This window comes from Pseudomonas azerbaijanoccidentalis, assembly GCF_019145495.1.
GTDB classification, from domain to species: Bacteria; Pseudomonadota; Gammaproteobacteria; order Pseudomonadales; family Pseudomonadaceae; genus Aquipseudomonas; species Aquipseudomonas azerbaijanoccidentalis.
On sequence record NZ_JAHSTU010000011.1, the window covers coordinates 185,698 to 202,591 of the forward strand.

Below are 16,894 nucleotides of genomic sequence, written 5' to 3' on the forward strand. Positions count from 1 at the left end.
CGCGCAACCCCGCTGTTTTAGCGGTGATCACGACTGTAGGAGAGATCGGGTGGATGAGCAAAAAGCCCTGAGGGTCATGCGCGAATTGGTCGACAGCGGCCAGTTGACCGATCCGGACAGTGCCCGTGGCAAGTTGCTGCAAGTGGCGGCCCACCTGTTTCGCAATAAAGGCTACGAGCGCACCACCGTGCGCGACCTGGCCGGCGCCGTGGGCATTCAGTCGGGCAGCATTTTTCATCACTTCAAAAGCAAGGATGAAATCCTGCGCGCGGTGATGGAAGAGACCATTCGCTACAACACCGCATTGATGCGTGCGGCCATTGCCGAGGCCGGCAGTGTGCGTGAGCGCGTGCTGGCGCTGATTCGGTGTGAACTGCAGTCGATCATGGGCGGCAGTGGCGAAGCCATGGCGGTGCTGGTCTACGAATGGCGCTCGCTGTCCGAGGATGGCCAGGCCAAGGTGCTGGCGCTGCGCGACATCTATGAAGACATCTGGCTGCAAGTGTTGGGTGAAGCCAAGAGCGCCGGGTTTATCCGCGGCGATGTGTTCATCACCCGACGTTTTCTGACCGGGGCGCTGTCCTGGACCACCACCTGGTTTCGTGCCGGTGGCAGCATGACCCTGGATCAACTGGCCGACGAGGCGTTGATTCTGGTGCTGGAGGAAAAATGATTTGGTTTATTGGTTGGCTGGAAACTGGCTAACTGGGCGAAACCGCCTAGCTTGAATGCATTGATGCAGTATTTTGGGGAGTGGCTTGTCTTGATGTCTTCGCCAATTCGGACAGCTTCGCGGCTTTTGCTGACGGCGCTTGTGGCGTTATGGATGCTGCCGACCCAGGCTGCGCAGCTGGTGCGAATCGGTGCCGCGCATTTCCCTCCGTACACCGTACGCCCGGAATCCGGCGCCGACACCGGCCTGCTCCCGCAATTGGTCGAGGCGTTGAACGCCCTGCAAAGCGACTATCAATTCGTGTTGGTGCCCACCTCTATTCCACGACGCTTTGGTGACTTCAAGCAGGGTCGGATCGACATGGCGATCTTCGAAAACCCCGCCTGGGGCTGGAAAGACATTCCCCACACCGATGTCGACATGGGCCTGGAAGACGCCGAAATTTTCGTTGCGCAACGTCAGCTCGAAGGGCGCGCAACTCGCCAGCAAGACTATTTTGCCGACCTGAAGGGCAAGCGTCTGGCGCTGTTCAGCGGTTACCACTACGAGTTTGCCAACTTCAATGCCGAGCCCCAATACCTCATCAAAAACTACAACGCCACGCTGACCTATTCCCATGACAGCAACCTGTTGATGGTGTTGCGCGGTCGTGCTGACATCGCGCTGGTCACGCGCTCGTACCTCAACGACTATTTTCTGCGCAATCTGAATGTCGCCAATGAATTGCTGGTGTCCGATCGCATCGATCAGGTTTATCACCACTACGCCATCCTGCGCCCGGCGGCCCCGATCAGCGGCGAAGCGTTCGGCAGATTGCTGCAGGGCTTGCGGGACAACGGCCAGATGCTGAAGATTTTCGAGCCGTACAAGATTGCGATCGTGCCGGTTCCGGCTACGCCCTGATCGACGCCGCCTAAATTTCTTGCTTCGGCTCACGTCACATCGTTGAACTGTCGACGATTATCGTGAGCCCGACCCATGCCCAATCTGAATGACCTGACTGCCCTGACGCTGCCTTCAGGCCGTCGTCTTGTAGCCGATGAAACCGAAAACCGCCTGAGCCTCAGCCTTGACGGTCAATCGCTGATCCAGCTGTCGCTCAGTCGTGACCCTGAACTGAAAGTGCAACCAGAGGAAGGCAGCGCTCGCCCCGACGACGCGGCTCTGTGGGCTGCCGGTTACTGGCTGTTCGCCCGTGATGCGACCTGCCAGCGCCTGACCTGGCAACTCGATGAAACCCCGACCGAGGCATTGCTCAGCGGTTTGCTGATCCCCACGCAAACGGCCGGTCAATACCGTTGCGAGCGCACGCTGTTCTGGCAGTTGCCACAGCCGTGGCTGACGCAGGCATCGAGCCGCTATCCGCAGCAAATGGTCATCAGTGGCGGCAAGCGTCATCCGTTGCGACCGATCAAGCCGCAGGGCGAGGTTTACCGGCGGTTTGATGCGCGCCTGGGGATGTGGATTTCCCTGCGCACGGTGGACATCGAGCTGGACCTGGCGCGTTTCAATCGCTGGCAGAACAGTGCGCGGGTCGCGAGTTTCTGGCAGGAAGAGGGCAGCCTCGAACAGCATCGCGAGTACCTGAGCAAACTCGAAGCCGACCCCCACACCGTGACGTTGATCGGCTGTTTCGACGATCAACCGTTTGCCTATTACGAAGCCTATTGGGCCAAGGAAGACCGCATCGCGCCGTTCTACGACGCCGGCGATTATGACCGTGGCATCCACATGCTGGTGGGCGAAGAAAATCACCGTGGCCCGCACAAGGTGGCGAGCTGGTTATCGGCGCTGGTGCATTATCTGTTTCTGGACGATCCGCGCACCCAACGGGTAGTCGCCGAGCCGCGGGCCGACAACGCGAAGATGATCGGGTACATGCAAGGCCAGCGATTCCACTGCGAGAAAGAGTTCGACTTCCCGCACAAGCGTGCCGCGTTGATGGCGCTGGGGCGTGAGCGGTTTTTTGATCGGTGCGAGTTGTCTTGATGTGGCAGTGAGCCGAAAAGATCGCAGCCTTCGGCAGCTCCTACATGAGATTGCGTATCCCTGAAGGAGCTGCCGAAGGCTGCGATCTTTTTACACTGACGACAAGGGTTCAGCGGCGGGCCATGGTGTCCGCTCGAGTGCCCGACACCTTGCGGCAGTGCACCAGCGCATCGCGAATCATGAAGTTCACCAGGGTCGGCGAGACCCCGAGTTCCTTGGCGATGTCTTTCTGTGGCACGCCGTGCAAGCGGTACATCTCGAAGGCATAACGGGTTCGGCTCGGCAGCTCGGTCAGCGCGTCGGCGATGTTTTCCAGGGTCGAGAAATTGATGTGCGAGGTTTCTGGCGAAGCCCCCTGGATCACCACGTTCAAGCCTTCCTCTTCCGGCCCGGAGTACTTCTGCTCCAGTGCCTGCTTGCGGTAGTGATCAATCGCCAGGTTGCGCACGATCTGGAACAGATAACTCAGCTGAGCCTTGAACGAAGACGTGATCTGCGGCGCGGATTGCAGCCGGAAGAAAGCGTCCTGCACCACGTCTTCAGCGCGTGATCGGCAGCCGGTGATGCGGGCTGCAATCTTGACCAGAATCAGTCGATTGTCGACGAATGCCTGAAGTAGCGGCGAATCGCACCTGCTTGTGGAGACTTGTTCCGTCATGGAAATCACCCTGCTGCCAAAAGGTTAGTGGGACGACAAGAAGTCCGGCGCCGCCCTACACATCGAGCGACAAATTATGTTGAATGATAATGATTGTCAATTGAGAAAGAGAACTAATGCTCCTTGAAGGTGCAGAGTGAGAACTGCGACACGCTGACTCACCCCCTTGCGGCACCCGGGCTGGCTGGCGCTCAAGCCTGGCGACTAATTATTTCAAGACGCCATCCGTTCTCATTGGTGAATGGCTCCGGGCTGCAGCCCCCGGACACAACCGCATTGCCAATGCCTTGCACGGTCGGCGAAGACCGCGCCCTGCGCGCCCTCGAATGGGGCGCGACGTCAGAAAACCGATTCCACTTGCAAGCCGAATTCAGGCAGGAAACCTCATGACCGACGCGTTCGAACTCCCCAGCACACTGGTCCAAGCCCTTCAGCGCCGCGCGGCCCTGACGCCGGATCGAGTGGCCTTGCGTTTTCTCGCCGAAACCCAGGACCAGTCTGTGGTGCTCACCTATCGCGAGCTGGACCAACGCGCGCGAACGATTGCCGGCGCGTTGCAAGCCGAGGCTGATTTTGGCGACCGCGCGGTGTTGCTGTTTCCCAGTGGCCCGGATTACGTCGCGGCGTTCTTCGGTTGTCTGTATGCCGGTGTGATTGCCGTGCCGGCCTATCCGCCGGAGTCGGCCAAACGTCATCACCAGGAGCGTTTGCTGTCGATCATCAGCGATGCGCAGCCGCGGCTGTTGCTGACCAGCGCCGGTCTGCGCGATGCCTTGTTGCAAATCGAAGGGGCGCCGCCGCTGTTGTGTGTCGATACCCTCGACAACGCATTGGCCGAGCGTTGGGTCGCGGCGGATCTGCAAGACGATCACATCGCCTTCCTGCAATACACCTCCGGTTCCACGGCATTGCCCAAAGGCGTTCAAGTCAGCCACGGTAATCTGGTGGCCAATGAACTGCTGATCCGTCACGGCTTCGGCATCGACCTCAATCCGGACGACGTGATCGTCAGCTGGCTACCGCTGTATCACGACATGGGCCTGATCGGTGGCTTGTTGCAACCGATTTTCAGCGGCGTGCCGTGTGTGTTGATGTCGCCGGCGTACTTCCTCGGACGGCCGCTGCGCTGGCTGGAGGCGATCAGCGAATACGGTGGCACCATCAGCGGCGGGCCGGACTTTGCCTATCGCCTGTGCAGCGAGCGGGTCAGTGATTCGGCGCTGGAACGCCTCGACCTGAGCGGCTGGCGCGTGGCGTATTCCGGCTCCGAGCCGATCCGTCTCGACACCCTGGAACGCTTCGCCGAGAAATTCGCCGCCTGCGGTTTCACGCAAGACAGCTTCATGGCGTCTTATGGTTTGGCTGAAGCCACATTGTTCGTCGCTGGTACGCCGCGCGGCCAGGGCATCGGCAATCTGCGCGTGGATGACCAAGCGCTGACGCAAAACCGCGCCGAGGCGGGTGAGGGCAGCGCGATCATGAGTTGCGGCATCAGTCAGCCGGAGCATGCCGTGCTGATCGTCGACCCGACGTCGCTCGCTGAACTGGCCGACGATAGCGTCGGCGAAGTCTGGGCGGCTGGCCCGAGCATTGCCCTTGGCTATTGGCGCAATCCCGAAGCGTCCGCCAAGACCTTCGTCCAGCACGCGGGCCGCACCTGGCTGCGCACCGGTGACCTGGGCTTTATGCGCAACGGTGAGCTGTTCATCACCGGGCGCCTGAAAGACATGCTGATCGTGCGCGGCCATAACCTTTATCCACAGGACATCGAGCAGACCGTCGAGCGTGAAGTCGAGGTGGTGCGCAAAGGGCGCGTCGCTGCGTTCGCGGTCAATGTGGACGGTCAGGAAGGCATCGGCATCGCTGCGGAAATCAGCCGCAGCGTGCAGAAAATCCTGCCGCCCGAAGCGCTGATCAAAGCCATTCGCCAAGCCGTCGCCGAAGCTTGTCAGCAAGCACCGAGCGTGGTGGTGCTGCTCAATCCGGGCGCACTGCCCAAGACTTCCAGCGGCAAATTGCAGCGCTCGGCGTGCCGCAATCGTCTGGCCGATGGCAGCCTCGACAGTTACGCGGTGTTCCCGTCGGCAACCAGCGAAAGCATGGGCAATGCCGAATCCGGCTCGGCGCTGCAAAACCAGATCGCGCGGATCTGGTGCGAGCAACTGCAGCTCACCGAGGTGGGCGCCGACGATCACTTCTTCCTGCTCGGCGGCAACTCCATTGCGGCCACTCAGGTGGTGGCGCGTCTGCGTGAAGAGCTGGCGCTGGAACTGAATCTGCGGCTGCTGTTCGAGGCGCCAACCCTCGGCGCGTTTGCAGATGCGGTCGCCAGACTGCAGCAGGACGGTGGCCTGGCCCAAGGTGAGATCACTGTGCTCTCGCGCCATCAACCGATGCCGCAGTCTTTGGCGCAGAACCGCCTGTGGATCACCTGGCAACTCGACCCGCAAAGCAGCGCCTACAACATTCCCGGTGCCTTGCGTTTGCGCGGCGAACTGAATGAAGACGCCTTGCGCGCCAGTTTCCAACAGTTGATCGAGCGCCATGAATCCCTGCGCACGCGGTTCTTCGAACGTGACGGCGTGGCGCTGCAACAGGTGGTAGCGGCTGCCGAGTTCAACTTGCAATTGATCGACATCAGCGATCTGCCGGCCGCCGAGCGTGAGGCCCGCGCACAGCAAATTCGCGAGGACGAAGCGCGGACTCAGTTCGATCTGGAGAAGGGGCCGCTGTTCTGGGTGACGCTGGTGCGTCTTGACGACGAAGAGCATCAACTGTTGGTGACGATGCACCACATCATCGCCGACGGTTGGTCGCTGAACGTGTTGATCGACGAATTCTCGCGGTTATACGCGGCGGCCTGCCAAGGGCAGCAAGCCACGCTCGCGCCCCTGCCAATCCAGTACGCCGACTACGGCAGCTGGCAGCGCCAATGGCTGGCGCAAGGCGAGGGCGAACGTCAGTTGGCCTACTGGAGAAACCAGTTGGGCGACGAACATCCGACCCTGAACCTGGCCACCGATCATCCGCGCCCGGCACAACAACTGCACAGCGCCGCGCGCCACACCGTGCGTCTGGACGCCTCTCTCAGCGAGACGATTCGCCAGACCGCCCAGGCCCATGAATCGACTTCCTTCATGCTGTTGCTGGCAGCGTTCCAGACGTTGCTGCACCGCTACAGTGGTCAGCGTGACATTCGCATCGGCGTCCCCAACGCCAACCGCCCGCGCCTGGAAACCCAGGGCCTGATCGGCTTCTTCATCAACACCCAGGTGCTGCGTGCCGAGCTGGATTCGCGGCAGCTGTTCACTCAGTTGCTGGCGCAAACCCGTGATGCGGCGTTAGGCGCCCAAGCGCATCAGGACCTGCCGTTCGAACAACTGCTCGAAGCCTTCCCCCAGACCCGGGAACAAGGCCTGTTTCAGGTCATGTTCAACCATCAGCAACGGGACCTCGGTGCGTTGAAACGCCTGCCGGGGTTGCTGGCCGAAGAGCTGCCTTGGCACAGCCGCGAAGCCAAGTTCGATTTGCAATTGCACAGCGAAGAAGACCGTAACGGTCGCCTGAGCCTGTCCTTCGACTACGCCAGCGAGTTATTCGATACGGCGACCATCGAACGGCTGTCCGAACATTTCAGTAACCTGTTGCGCGCCATTTGTGAGCAACCGCAAACCGCCCTCGGCGACCTGCATCTGCTGACCGTCGCTGAACACGATCAGCAAGCCGACTGGTCCGTTGCACCGTGCTCCCCAGCCAGCCAATGGCTGCCCGAACTGCTCAACGAACAGGCGCGCCACACCCCGGAGCACACCGCGCTGTTGTGGGACGGCGGCCAAATGGACTTTGCCGAGCTGCACACCCAGGCCAATCGCCTGGCCCATTATCTGCGCGACAAAGGTGTCGGGCCGGACGTCTGTGTGGCCATCGCCTGCGAGCGCTCGCCGCAACTGTTGATCGGCCTGTTGGCGATCATCAAGGCCGGCGGCGCCTACGTGCCACTCGATCCGGATTACCCGGCCGAGCGTCTGGCCTACATGCTCAGCGACAGCGGCGTCGATTTGCTGCTGACGCAAACCCATTTGCTCGAGCGCCTGCCGGCGACTGAAGGCGTCTGCGTGATCGCCATGGACGCCTTGCATCTGGAAAACTGGCCGAGCCATGCGCCGGGCTTGCACCTGCACGGCGACAACCTCGCCTACGTGATTTACACCTCCGGCTCCACCGGGCAACCGAAAGGGGTCGGCAACACCCACGCGGCCCTCGCCGAGCGCCTGCAATGGATGCAGAACACCTATCGCCTGAACGACACTGACGTGCTGATGCAAAAGGCGCCGATTAGTTTCGACGTGTCGGTGTGGGAATGCTTCTGGCCGCTGATTACCGGCGCACGCCTGCTGATTGCCGGCCCCGGTGAACACCGTGATCCGCACCGCATCGCGCAATTGGTGCAGCAATATGGCGTGACTACGTTGCACTTCGTGCCGCCGCTGCTTGCGTTGTTCATCGACGAACCGCTCTCGGCTGAATGCACCAGCCTGCGTCGGGTGTTCTCCGGTGGCGAAGCCTTGCCCGCCGAACTGCGCAACCGCGTGCTGGAGCAACTGCCAGCGGCGCAACTGCACAACCGCTACGGCCCGACTGAAACCGCGATCAACGTCACCCATTGGCACTGCAGCCGTGCCGATGGCGAGCGCTCGCCGATTGGCCGGCCATTGGGCAATGTGATTTGCCGGGTTCTCGACAGCGATCTCAACCCCGTACCGGCCGGTGTGCCGGGGGAGTTGTGCATCAGCGGTATCGGTCTGGCCCGTGGCTATCTCGGCCGTCCGGGCCTGACCGCCGAACGTTTTGTCGTTGATCCCCTGGGCGAGCAGGGCGCGCGTTTGTACCGCACTGGCGACCGTGCGCGCTGGACTGCCGATGGCGTGATCGAATACCTCGGGCGCCTCGATCAGCAGGTCAAGCTGCGTGGCTTCCGTGTCGAACCGGAAGAAATCGAAGCGCGCCTGCTGGCCCAGGAAGGCGTCGCCCAAGCCGTGGTGCTGGTGCGCGAAACGTCGGCCGGTGGACAACTGATCGGTTACTACACCAGCAGCGATTGCGCCGAACCCATCGACGCGCAAACCGCACGCCTGAAAAACGCCTTGGCGGCTGAACTGCCTGAATACATGGTCCCGGCACAACTGATGCGCCTGGACGAAATGCCCCTCAGCCCGAGTGGCAAACTCGACCGCCGCGCCTTGCCGGAACCGCAGTGGCAGGTTCGCGAACACGTCGAGCCCGTGACTGAACTGGAGCAACAGATCGCCGGCATCTGGCGCGACGTGCTGGGCCTGGCGCAAGTCGGCCTGCACGACGATTTTTTTGCCCTGGGCGGCCACTCGCTGCTGGCCACGCAAATCATTTCCCGCACCCGTCAGGCCTGCGACGTCGAGTTGCCGCTGCGAGCGCTGTTCGAGAACAGTGAGCTGGGCGCGTTTGCCGAACAGGTGCGCCTGATTCAGGCCAGCGGCAGCACCAACAAACAACCGCCGATCAACAAAGTCGACCGCAGCCAACCGGTGCCCCTGTCCTATTCCCAGCAGCGCATGTGGTTCCTCTGGCAGATGGAACCGGACAGCCCGGCCTACAACGTCGGCGGTATGGCGCGGTTGCGCGGAGCGCTGGATGTCGGGCGATTCGAAGCCGCATTGCAAGCGCTGATCCTGCGCCATGAAACCCTGCGCACCACGTTCCCGAGTGTCGACGGCGTGGCGCGTCAACAAGTGCATGCCGAAACCGGCGTGCGCATGGACTGGAAGGACTTCACCGCACTGGGAGCCGACGGCCGCGAGTGGCAAGTGCAGCAACTGGCTGATGATGAAGCACACAAGCCGTTCGATCTGGAAACCGGGCCGCTGTTGCGTGCGTGTCTGGTCAAGACAGCCGAGCAGGAACACTACTTCGTGCTGACCTTGCACCACATCGTCACCGAAGGTTGGGCGATGGATATTTTCGCCCGTGAACTGAGTGCGCTGTACGAAGCCTTCGTTGATGACCGTGAATCGCCGTTGGCGCCGCTGCCGGTGCAATACCTGGATTACAGCGTGTGGCAGCGTCAGTGGCTGGAATCCGGCGAACGTCAGCGACAACTCGACTACTGGACCGCGCAACTGGGCCGCGAACATCCGTTGCTGGAGTTGCCGGCCGATCGTCCACGCCCACCGGTGCAAAGCCATCAGGGCGAGTTGTACCGTTTCGACTTGAGCGATGACCTCGCGGCACGGGTCCGTGCCTTCAACGCGCAAAATGGCCTGACCCTGTTCATGACCATGACCGCCGCGCTGGCCACGCTTTTGTATCGCTACAGCGGCCAGACTGACCTGCGCATCGGCGCGCCGGTGGCCAACCGGATTCGCCCGGAAAGCGAAGGGTTGATCGGCGCATTCCTCAACACTCAGGTCTTGCGTTGCCAGCTCGACGGGCAGATGTCCGTGGGCGAGTTGTTCGAGCAGGTTCTCCACACGGTCATCGAAGGCCAGTCCCATCAGGACCTGCCGTTCGATCACCTGGTGGAAGCCTTGCAACCACCGCGCAGTGCCGCTTACAACCCGTTGTTCCAGGTGATGTGCAATGTGCAGCGCTGGGAGTTTCAGCAGAGCCGAACTCTGGCCGGCATGACCGTCGAGTACCTGGCCAACGATGCCCGGGCGACCAAGTTCGACCTCAACCTGGAAGTCACCGACCTCGACCATCGCCTCGGTTGCTGCCTGACCTACAGCACCGATCTGTTCGACGAACCGCGCATTGCGCGCATGGCCGCACATTGGCGCAACCTGCTGGAGGCACTGATTGCCGATCCGCAACAGCGTCTCAGTGAACTGCCGTTGCTGGCCGCCGAGGAACAAATAAACCTGCTCGACAGCCTCGGCGTGGAGCCGGGCGAGCATCGTCTGGACCAGTGCATCCATCACCTGTTCAGCGAGCAGGCACTGGCGCGTCCCGATGCGCCGGCGCTGACCTTCGCCGGGCAAACCCTGAGCTATGCCGAACTCGACAGCCGCGCCAATCGCCTCGCGTGGATGCTGCGCGAACGCGGTGTCGGGCCGCAGGTGCGCGTGGGCCTGGCGCTTGAGCGTTCGCTGGAAATGGTCGTCGGCTTGCTGGCCATCCTCAAGGCCGGTGGCGCCTATGTGCCGCTGGACCCGGAGTACCCGCTCGACCGTTTGCATTACATGATCGAAGACAGTGGCGTTGGCTTGCTCTTGAGCGACGCGGCAATGTTCAAAGCCCTTGATGAATTGCCGTCCAATGTCGGCCGCTGGTGTGTGGAAGAAGACGCGGCCGCGCTGGCCAATTACCCGGCCACCGAGCTGCCGTTTATCAGCCTGCCACAACATCAGGCGTACCTGATCTACACCTCGGGTTCCACCGGTAAACCGAAAGGCGTGGTGGTGTCCCACGGCGAAATCGCCATGCACTGCCGCGCTGTGATCGAGCGCTTTGGCATGCGCCCGGACGATTGCGAACTGCATTTTTATTCAATCAACTTTGACGCCGCCACCGAGCGTTTGCTGGTGCCTTTGTTGAGCGGTGCGCAAGTGGTGCTGCGTGCGCAGGGCCAATGGGATGCCGAAGAAATTTGCGGTCTGATCCGCACCCATCAGATCAACGTCCTCGGTTTCACCCCGAGCTATGGCAGCCAGTTGGCGCAATGGCTGGCGACTCGAAACGAGATTCTGCCGGTGCGCATGATCATCACCGGCGGCGAAGCGCTGACTGGTGAGCACCTGTCGCGGATTCGCGCAGCGTTCAAACCGAGTCTGTTCTTCAACGCTTACGGCCCGACCGAAACCGTGGTCATGCCGCTGGCCAGTCTGGCGCCTGAAGTGTTGGAAGAAGGCCTGGGCAGCGTGCCGATCGGCAGCGTGATCGGCGATCGCGTGGCGTACATTCTCGACGCCGATCTGGCGCTGGTTCCGCAAGGCGCGACCGGTGAGTTGTACGTCGGTGGCGCGGGCCTGGCGCAGGGTTATCACCAGCGTCCGGGGATGACGGCGGAACGCTTTGTCGCCGATCCGTTTTCGGACAAGGGCGGACGCATCTACCGCACTGGCGACCTGGTGCGACAGCGCGCCGATGGTCTGGTGGAATACCTCGGGCGTATTGACCATCAAGTGAAAATCCGTGGTTTCCGCATCGAACTCGGGGAAATTGAAACCCGTCTGCTGGAGCACCAATCGATCCGTGAGGCCGTGGTGTTGGCGCTCGATGCACCTAGCGGCAAACAATTGGTTGGCTATCTGGTGAGCGACGTCGCAGCGCTTGGCGAAGCGCAACAGGCTGAGTTGCGCGAAGCCCTCAAGGCGCATCTGAAGTCGCAACTGCCGGACTACATGGTGCCCACGCACCTGATCCTGCTGGCCAGCATGCCGCTGACCGCCAACGGCAAACTCGACCGCCGCGCACTGCCGGCGCCGGACCCAGAACTGAATCGTCAGCAGTACGTGGCGCCGAGCAACGAGCTTGAACTCACACTGGCGCAGATCTGGTGCGAAGTGCTCAACGTCGAGCAGGTGGGTCTGAACGACAACTTCTTCGAACTGGGCGGTGACTCGATCCTGTCGATCCAGGTGGTCAGCCGTGCGCGGCAGCAAAGCATTCATTTCAGCCCACGCGACCTGTTCCAGCACCAGACCGTGCAGGCCCTCGCCACCGTGGCAACCCGCACCGAGCAGATCACCGCCGAGCAAGGCTTGCTCAGCGGTGAGTCGCAACTGACGCCGATCCAGCACTGGTTCTTCGACACCGAGATTCCACAACGCCAACACTGGAACCAGGCGCTGTTGCTGCAACCGACTGCGCCGCTGGAACCCCATCGTCTGGAGCAAGCGCTGCTGGCGGTGATCGAGCAACACGATGCATTGCGCCTGCGCTTCAGTAACGTGGCGGGCCAATGGCACGCCGTACATCAGGCGATTTCCGATGCGCCGGTGTTGTGGCAGGTGCGCGTTGCGTCGATGGACAAGTGCGCGGCGCTGTTCGCCGATGCCCAGCGCAGCCTCGACCTCGCAGAGGGACCATTGATGCGTGCGCTGCTGGTCGATGGTCCGGAGGGCCAGCAACGCTTGTTCATCGCGATTCACCACTTGGTGGTCGATGGCGTTTCCTGGCGCGTGCTGCTCGACGATCTGCAAACCGTATATCGCCAACTCGATGCGCAGCAGTCGGTGAAGTTGCCGGCGAAAACCAGCGCCTTCAAGGACTGGGCGGCACGCTTGCAAGCGTATGCCGGCAGCGAATCCCTGCGTGAAGAGCTGAGCTGGTGGCAGGCGCAATTGGCCGGGCCGAGCGTCGATTTGCCGTGTGATCGCCCCGAGGGCGGTCGGCACAATCGCCATGCGCAAACCGTCAGCGTGCGCCTCGACAGCGAGCGTACCCGGCAGTTGCTGCAACAGGCGCCGAGCGCTTATCGCACTCAAGTAAACGATCTGTTGCTGACCGCATTGGCCCGCGTGCTGTGCCGCTGGAGCGGTCACGCCTCAGTGTTGATTCAACTGGAAGGCCATGGCCGTGAAGCGCTGTTCGACGAGATCGACCTGACCCGCACCGTCGGCTGGTTCACCAGCGCATACCCGCTGCGCCTGACCCCGTCGAACATTGAAGAAGCCGCCGGGCAGGGCGCTTCGATCAAGGCGATCAAGGAACAACTGCGCGCCGTGCCGCACAAAGGTCTGGGCTATGGCGTGCTGCGTTATCTGGCCGATGACCCGAGTCGCCAGAGCATGGCCCAGTTGCCGGTGGCGCCGATTACTTTCAACTACCTCGGTCAGTTCGACCAGAGTTTTGCTGCCGATGCCCTGTTCCATCCGCTGGATGAAGCCATCGGCGCGGCCCACGATGCCAATGCGCCGCTGCCTAATGAGTTGAGTGTCGACAGCCAGGTCTACGGCGGGGAACTGGTCCTGCGCTGGACCTTCAGCGCCGAGCGCTACGATCCACACACCATCAACGATCTGGCGGACGCGTACCTTGGCGAGTTGCAGAGCCTGATCGCCCATTGCGTGCGTGACGATGCCGTGGGCCTGACGCCCTCGGACTTCCCGTTGGCCCGACTCAACCAGGCGCAACTGGATGCGCTGCCGATTCCGCCTGCGATCATCGAGGACGTTTACCCGCTGACCCCGATGCAGGAAGGCATGCTCCTGCACACCTTGCTGGAACCCGGCACCGGCCTGTACTACATGCAGGATCGCTATCGCATCAACAGTGAGCTCGACCCGCAGCGTTTCGCCCAGGCCTGGCAAGCGGTGATCGCCCGCCACGAAGCCTTGCGCGCATCGTTCTGCTGGAACGTCGGCGAAGACATGCTGCAGGTTATCCACAAGCCGGGCAGCACGCCGATCGAGTACCTCGACTGGAGCGGTATCGCCGATGCCGAGCAGGAACCGAAGCTGCAAACCTTGCTCAAGACCGAGCGTGAAGCCGGGTTCGATCTGCTCAATCATGCACCGTTCCATTTACGCCTGATTCGCGTGGGTGCGGCGCGCTACTGGTTCATGATGAGCAACCACCACATCCTCATCGATGCCTGGTGCCGTTCGCTGTTGATGAACGATTTCTTCGAAATCTACAGCGCCCTCGGCGAAGGCCGTGACGCGCAACTGGCCGTGCCGCCGCGTTATCGCGACTACATTGGCTGGCTGCAACGCCAGAGTCTGGCCGAAGCGCGACAGTGGTGGAAAACCAACCTGCAAGGCTTCGAACGGACCACGCCGATCCCGAGCGACCGTCCATTCCTGCGCGAGCACGCGGGCGACAGCGGCGGCATGATCGTCGGCGACCGCTATACGCGACTCGACGCTCGCGACGGTGCGCAACTGCGTGAACTGGCCCAGGCCCATCAGCTGACCATCAACACTTTCGCCCAAGCCGCGTGGGCCTTGGTGCTGCGGCGTTTGAGCGGTGATCGTGACGTGTTGTTTGGCGTGACGGTGGCCGGGCGTCCGGTGGACATGCCGCAGATGCAACGCACTGTTGGATTGTTCATCAACAGCGTCGCGCTGCGGGTGAAAATGCCGCAAGACGATCAGCGTTGCAGCGTGCGCCACTGGCTCAGCGGCTTGCTCGACAACAACATGCAACTGCGTGAGTACGAATACCTGCCGCTGGTGAATATCCAGGAGCAGAGCGAGTTGCCGAAGGGCCAGCCGCTGTTCGACAGCCTGTTCGTGTTCGAAAATGCCCCGGTGGAAACCTCGGTGCTGGACCACGCGCAGAGCCTCAACGCGACCTCCGATTCGGGCCGCACGCACACCAACTTCCCGCTGACGGCCGTGTGCTATCCGGGCGATGACCTGGGTTTGCACCTGTCGTACGACCAGCGTTACTTCGATGAAAACACCGTCGAGCGCATGCTCGGTGAGTTCAAGCGTTTGTTGCTGGCGTTGGTCGCAGGGTTCCACGGTGACATGGCTGACTTGCCGTTGCTGGGTGCCGAGGAACAGAATTTCCTGATCCAAGGTTGCAACCAGAGCGAGCATGACTATCCGCTGGAGCAGAGCTACGTCAGTTTGTTCGAGGCACAGGTCGCCGAACATCCGCAGCGCATCGCCGCCAGTTGTCTGGCTGAGCAACACAGTTACGCCGAACTGAATCAGCGCAGTAACCGACTCGGCCATGCGCTGATGGCTGCCGGTGTCGGGCTTGATCAACCGGTCGCGTTGTTGGCCGAACGTAATCTTGATTTGCTCGGCATGATCATCGGCAGCTTCAAGGCCGGGGCCGGTTATCTGCCGTTGGACCCGGGCCTGCCAAGCCAGCGCCTGAGCCGCATCATTGATCTGAGCCGTACGCCGTTGCTGGTCTGCACCGAGGCGTGTCATGAACAAGCCGTGGCGTTGCTGGAGGCGTTCGGTTGTGCCAATCGACCCAAGCTGTTGGTCTGGGAAGAGGTGCAGGCCAGTGATGTTTCGGTGCTCAATCCGGGCATCTACAGCGGCCCGGACAACCTTGCCTACGTGATCTACACCTCCGGTTCCACCGGCTTGCCCAAGGGGGTGATGGTCGAACAGCGCGGCATGCTCAATAACCAATTGAGCAAGGTGCCGTACCTGAACCTGAGCGAGGATGACGTGATCGCGCAGACCGCTTCGCAAAGCTTCGACATCTCGGTCTGGCAGTTCCTCGCCGCACCGTTGTTCGGCGCGCGGGTCGATATCGTGCCGAACACCATCGCCCATGATCCGCAAGGTTTGTTGGCGCATGTGCAGAGCCAGGGCATCACCGTGCTGGAAAGCGTGCCGTCGCTGATCCAGGGCATGCTCGCCCAGGAACGCATGAGCCTCGACGGCCTGCGCTGGATGTTGCCGACGGGGGAGGCGATGCCGCCGGAACTGGCGCACCAGTGGTTGCTGCGTTATCCAGATATCGGCTTGGTGAATGCCTATGGTCCGGCGGAATGCTCGGATGACGTGGCGTTCTTCCGCGTCGACATGGCGTCTACTCGCGGCAGCTATCTGCCGATTGGTACGCCGACCGACAACAACCGTTTGTACCTGCTCGATGGCGCGCTGGAACTGGTGCCGCTGGGTGCGGTGGGCGAGTTGTGCGTGGCCGGTACCGGGGTCGGGCGCGGTTACGTCAGCGATCCGTTGCGCACCGCCCAGGTGTTTGTGCCCAACCCGTTTGGCGCACCGGGCGATCGTCTGTATCGCACCGGTGACCTGGCGCGGCGTCGCAGCGACGGTGTGTTGGAATACGTCGGACGCATCGACCATCAGGTGAAAATTCGCGGTTACCGCATCGAGCTGGGTGAAATCGAAGCGCGTCTGCATGAGCAACCGGAAGTTCGCGATGCGGCGGTGGGTGTGCAGGAAGGTGCGAACGGTAAACACCTGGTCGGCTACCTGGTGGCAGCGGATTCAGCGCTCAACCCAGCCGAACGCCTGGAGCGCATCAAGCAACGCCTGCGTGCCGAACTACCGGAGTACATGGTGCCGCTGCACTGGCTATGGCTCGACACAATGCCGCTCAACGCCAACGGCAAACTGGACCGCAAGGCCCTGCCGGCGCTGGAGATCGGCCAGTTGCAGAGTCAGGACTATGCAGCGCCACGCAACGAACTGGAGCAGACCCTGACCGCCATCTGGGCCGAAGTGCTGAAGGTGGAGAAGGTCGGTGTGCGCGACAACTTCTTCGAGCTGGGCGGGCATTCGCTGCTGGCCACGCAGATTGCCTCGCGGGTGCAGAAAACCCTGCAACGGGATGTGCCGCTGCGGGCGATGTTCGAGTGCAGCACGGTGGAAGAACTGGCCGGGTACATTGGCGGGTTGGCGGCCAGTGATATCACCGAGGAGAAGGTGGATCGCTTGAATGACTTGATGGCGGAGCTGGAGGGGCTTTGATTCTCTAGCGTCCGAGCTGGCCTCATCGCTGGCAAGCCAGCTCCCACAAGATGCAGTGGTGGACACATAAAGTGTGAACAACATTGATCCCTGTGGGAGCTGGCTTGCCAGCGATGGCGGTTGTACAGACGCATACATTAGTGTGATTGACTGCGACGCGTCAGCCGCTCAGTCTTCCTGCTCCATTTT

General features: G+C 61.7%; 5 protein-coding genes. 4 read left to right on the plus strand and 1 reads right to left on the minus strand.

Going from position 1 to position 16,894, the window contains the following annotated elements; genetic code table 11:
* The first annotated feature begins 49 nt into the window (after positions 1-49).
* The 3 genes from KVG88_RS28250 to KVG88_RS28260 all read left to right on the plus strand — a co-directional run bounded on the left by KVG88_RS28250 (position 50) and on the right by KVG88_RS28260 (position 2,662).
* On the plus strand, positions 50-673 hold the full coding sequence (locus KVG88_RS28250; protein WP_217873342.1) for a TetR/AcrR family transcriptional regulator: 624 nt from the start codon (positions 50-52) through the stop codon (positions 671-673).
* A gap of 93 nt (positions 674-766) precedes the next feature.
* Positions 767-1,576, plus strand: a complete 810-nt coding sequence (locus KVG88_RS28255) for a substrate-binding periplasmic protein (RefSeq protein WP_217873343.1) — start codon at positions 767-769, stop codon at positions 1,574-1,576.
* Positions 1,577-1,651: 75 nt separating this feature from the next.
* Entirely contained in the window at positions 1,652-2,662 is a 1,011-nt protein-coding gene (locus KVG88_RS28260; RefSeq protein WP_217873344.1) for a GNAT family N-acetyltransferase, read from the plus strand.
* A 109-nt stretch (positions 2,663-2,771) separates the two neighbouring features.
* On the opposite strand, the gene KVG88_RS28265 is transcribed toward KVG88_RS28260, so the two are convergent.
* A complete protein-coding gene (locus KVG88_RS28265) occupies positions 2,772-3,320 on the minus strand; it encodes an RNA polymerase factor sigma-70 (RefSeq protein ID WP_150703746.1) in 549 nt (182 codons plus the stop codon).
* A gap of 386 nt (positions 3,321-3,706) precedes the next feature.
* On the opposite strand from KVG88_RS28265, the gene KVG88_RS28270 reads away from it, so the two are divergent.
* Positions 3,707-16,705, plus strand: coding sequence for a non-ribosomal peptide synthetase (locus KVG88_RS28270; protein WP_217873345.1), 12,999 nt, complete (start codon positions 3,707-3,709; stop codon positions 16,703-16,705).
* Positions 16,706-16,894: the final 189 nt, after the last annotated feature.

Bases quoted from the DNA above. Each gene is read 5' to 3' on its own strand.
- KVG88_RS28260 (WP_217873344.1), top strand. From the start codon at position 1,652: ATGCCCAATCTGAATGACCTGACTGCCCTGACGCTGCCTTCAGGCCGT.
- KVG88_RS28255 (WP_217873343.1), top strand. From the start codon at position 767: ATGTCTTCGCCAATTCGGACAGCTTCGCGGCTTTTGCTGACGGCGCTT.
- KVG88_RS28265 (WP_150703746.1), bottom strand. From the start codon at position 3,320: ATGACGGAACAAGTCTCCACAAGCAGGTGCGATTCGCCGCTACTTCAG.
- KVG88_RS28270 (WP_217873345.1), top strand. From the start codon at position 3,707: ATGACCGACGCGTTCGAACTCCCCAGCACACTGGTCCAAGCCCTTCAG.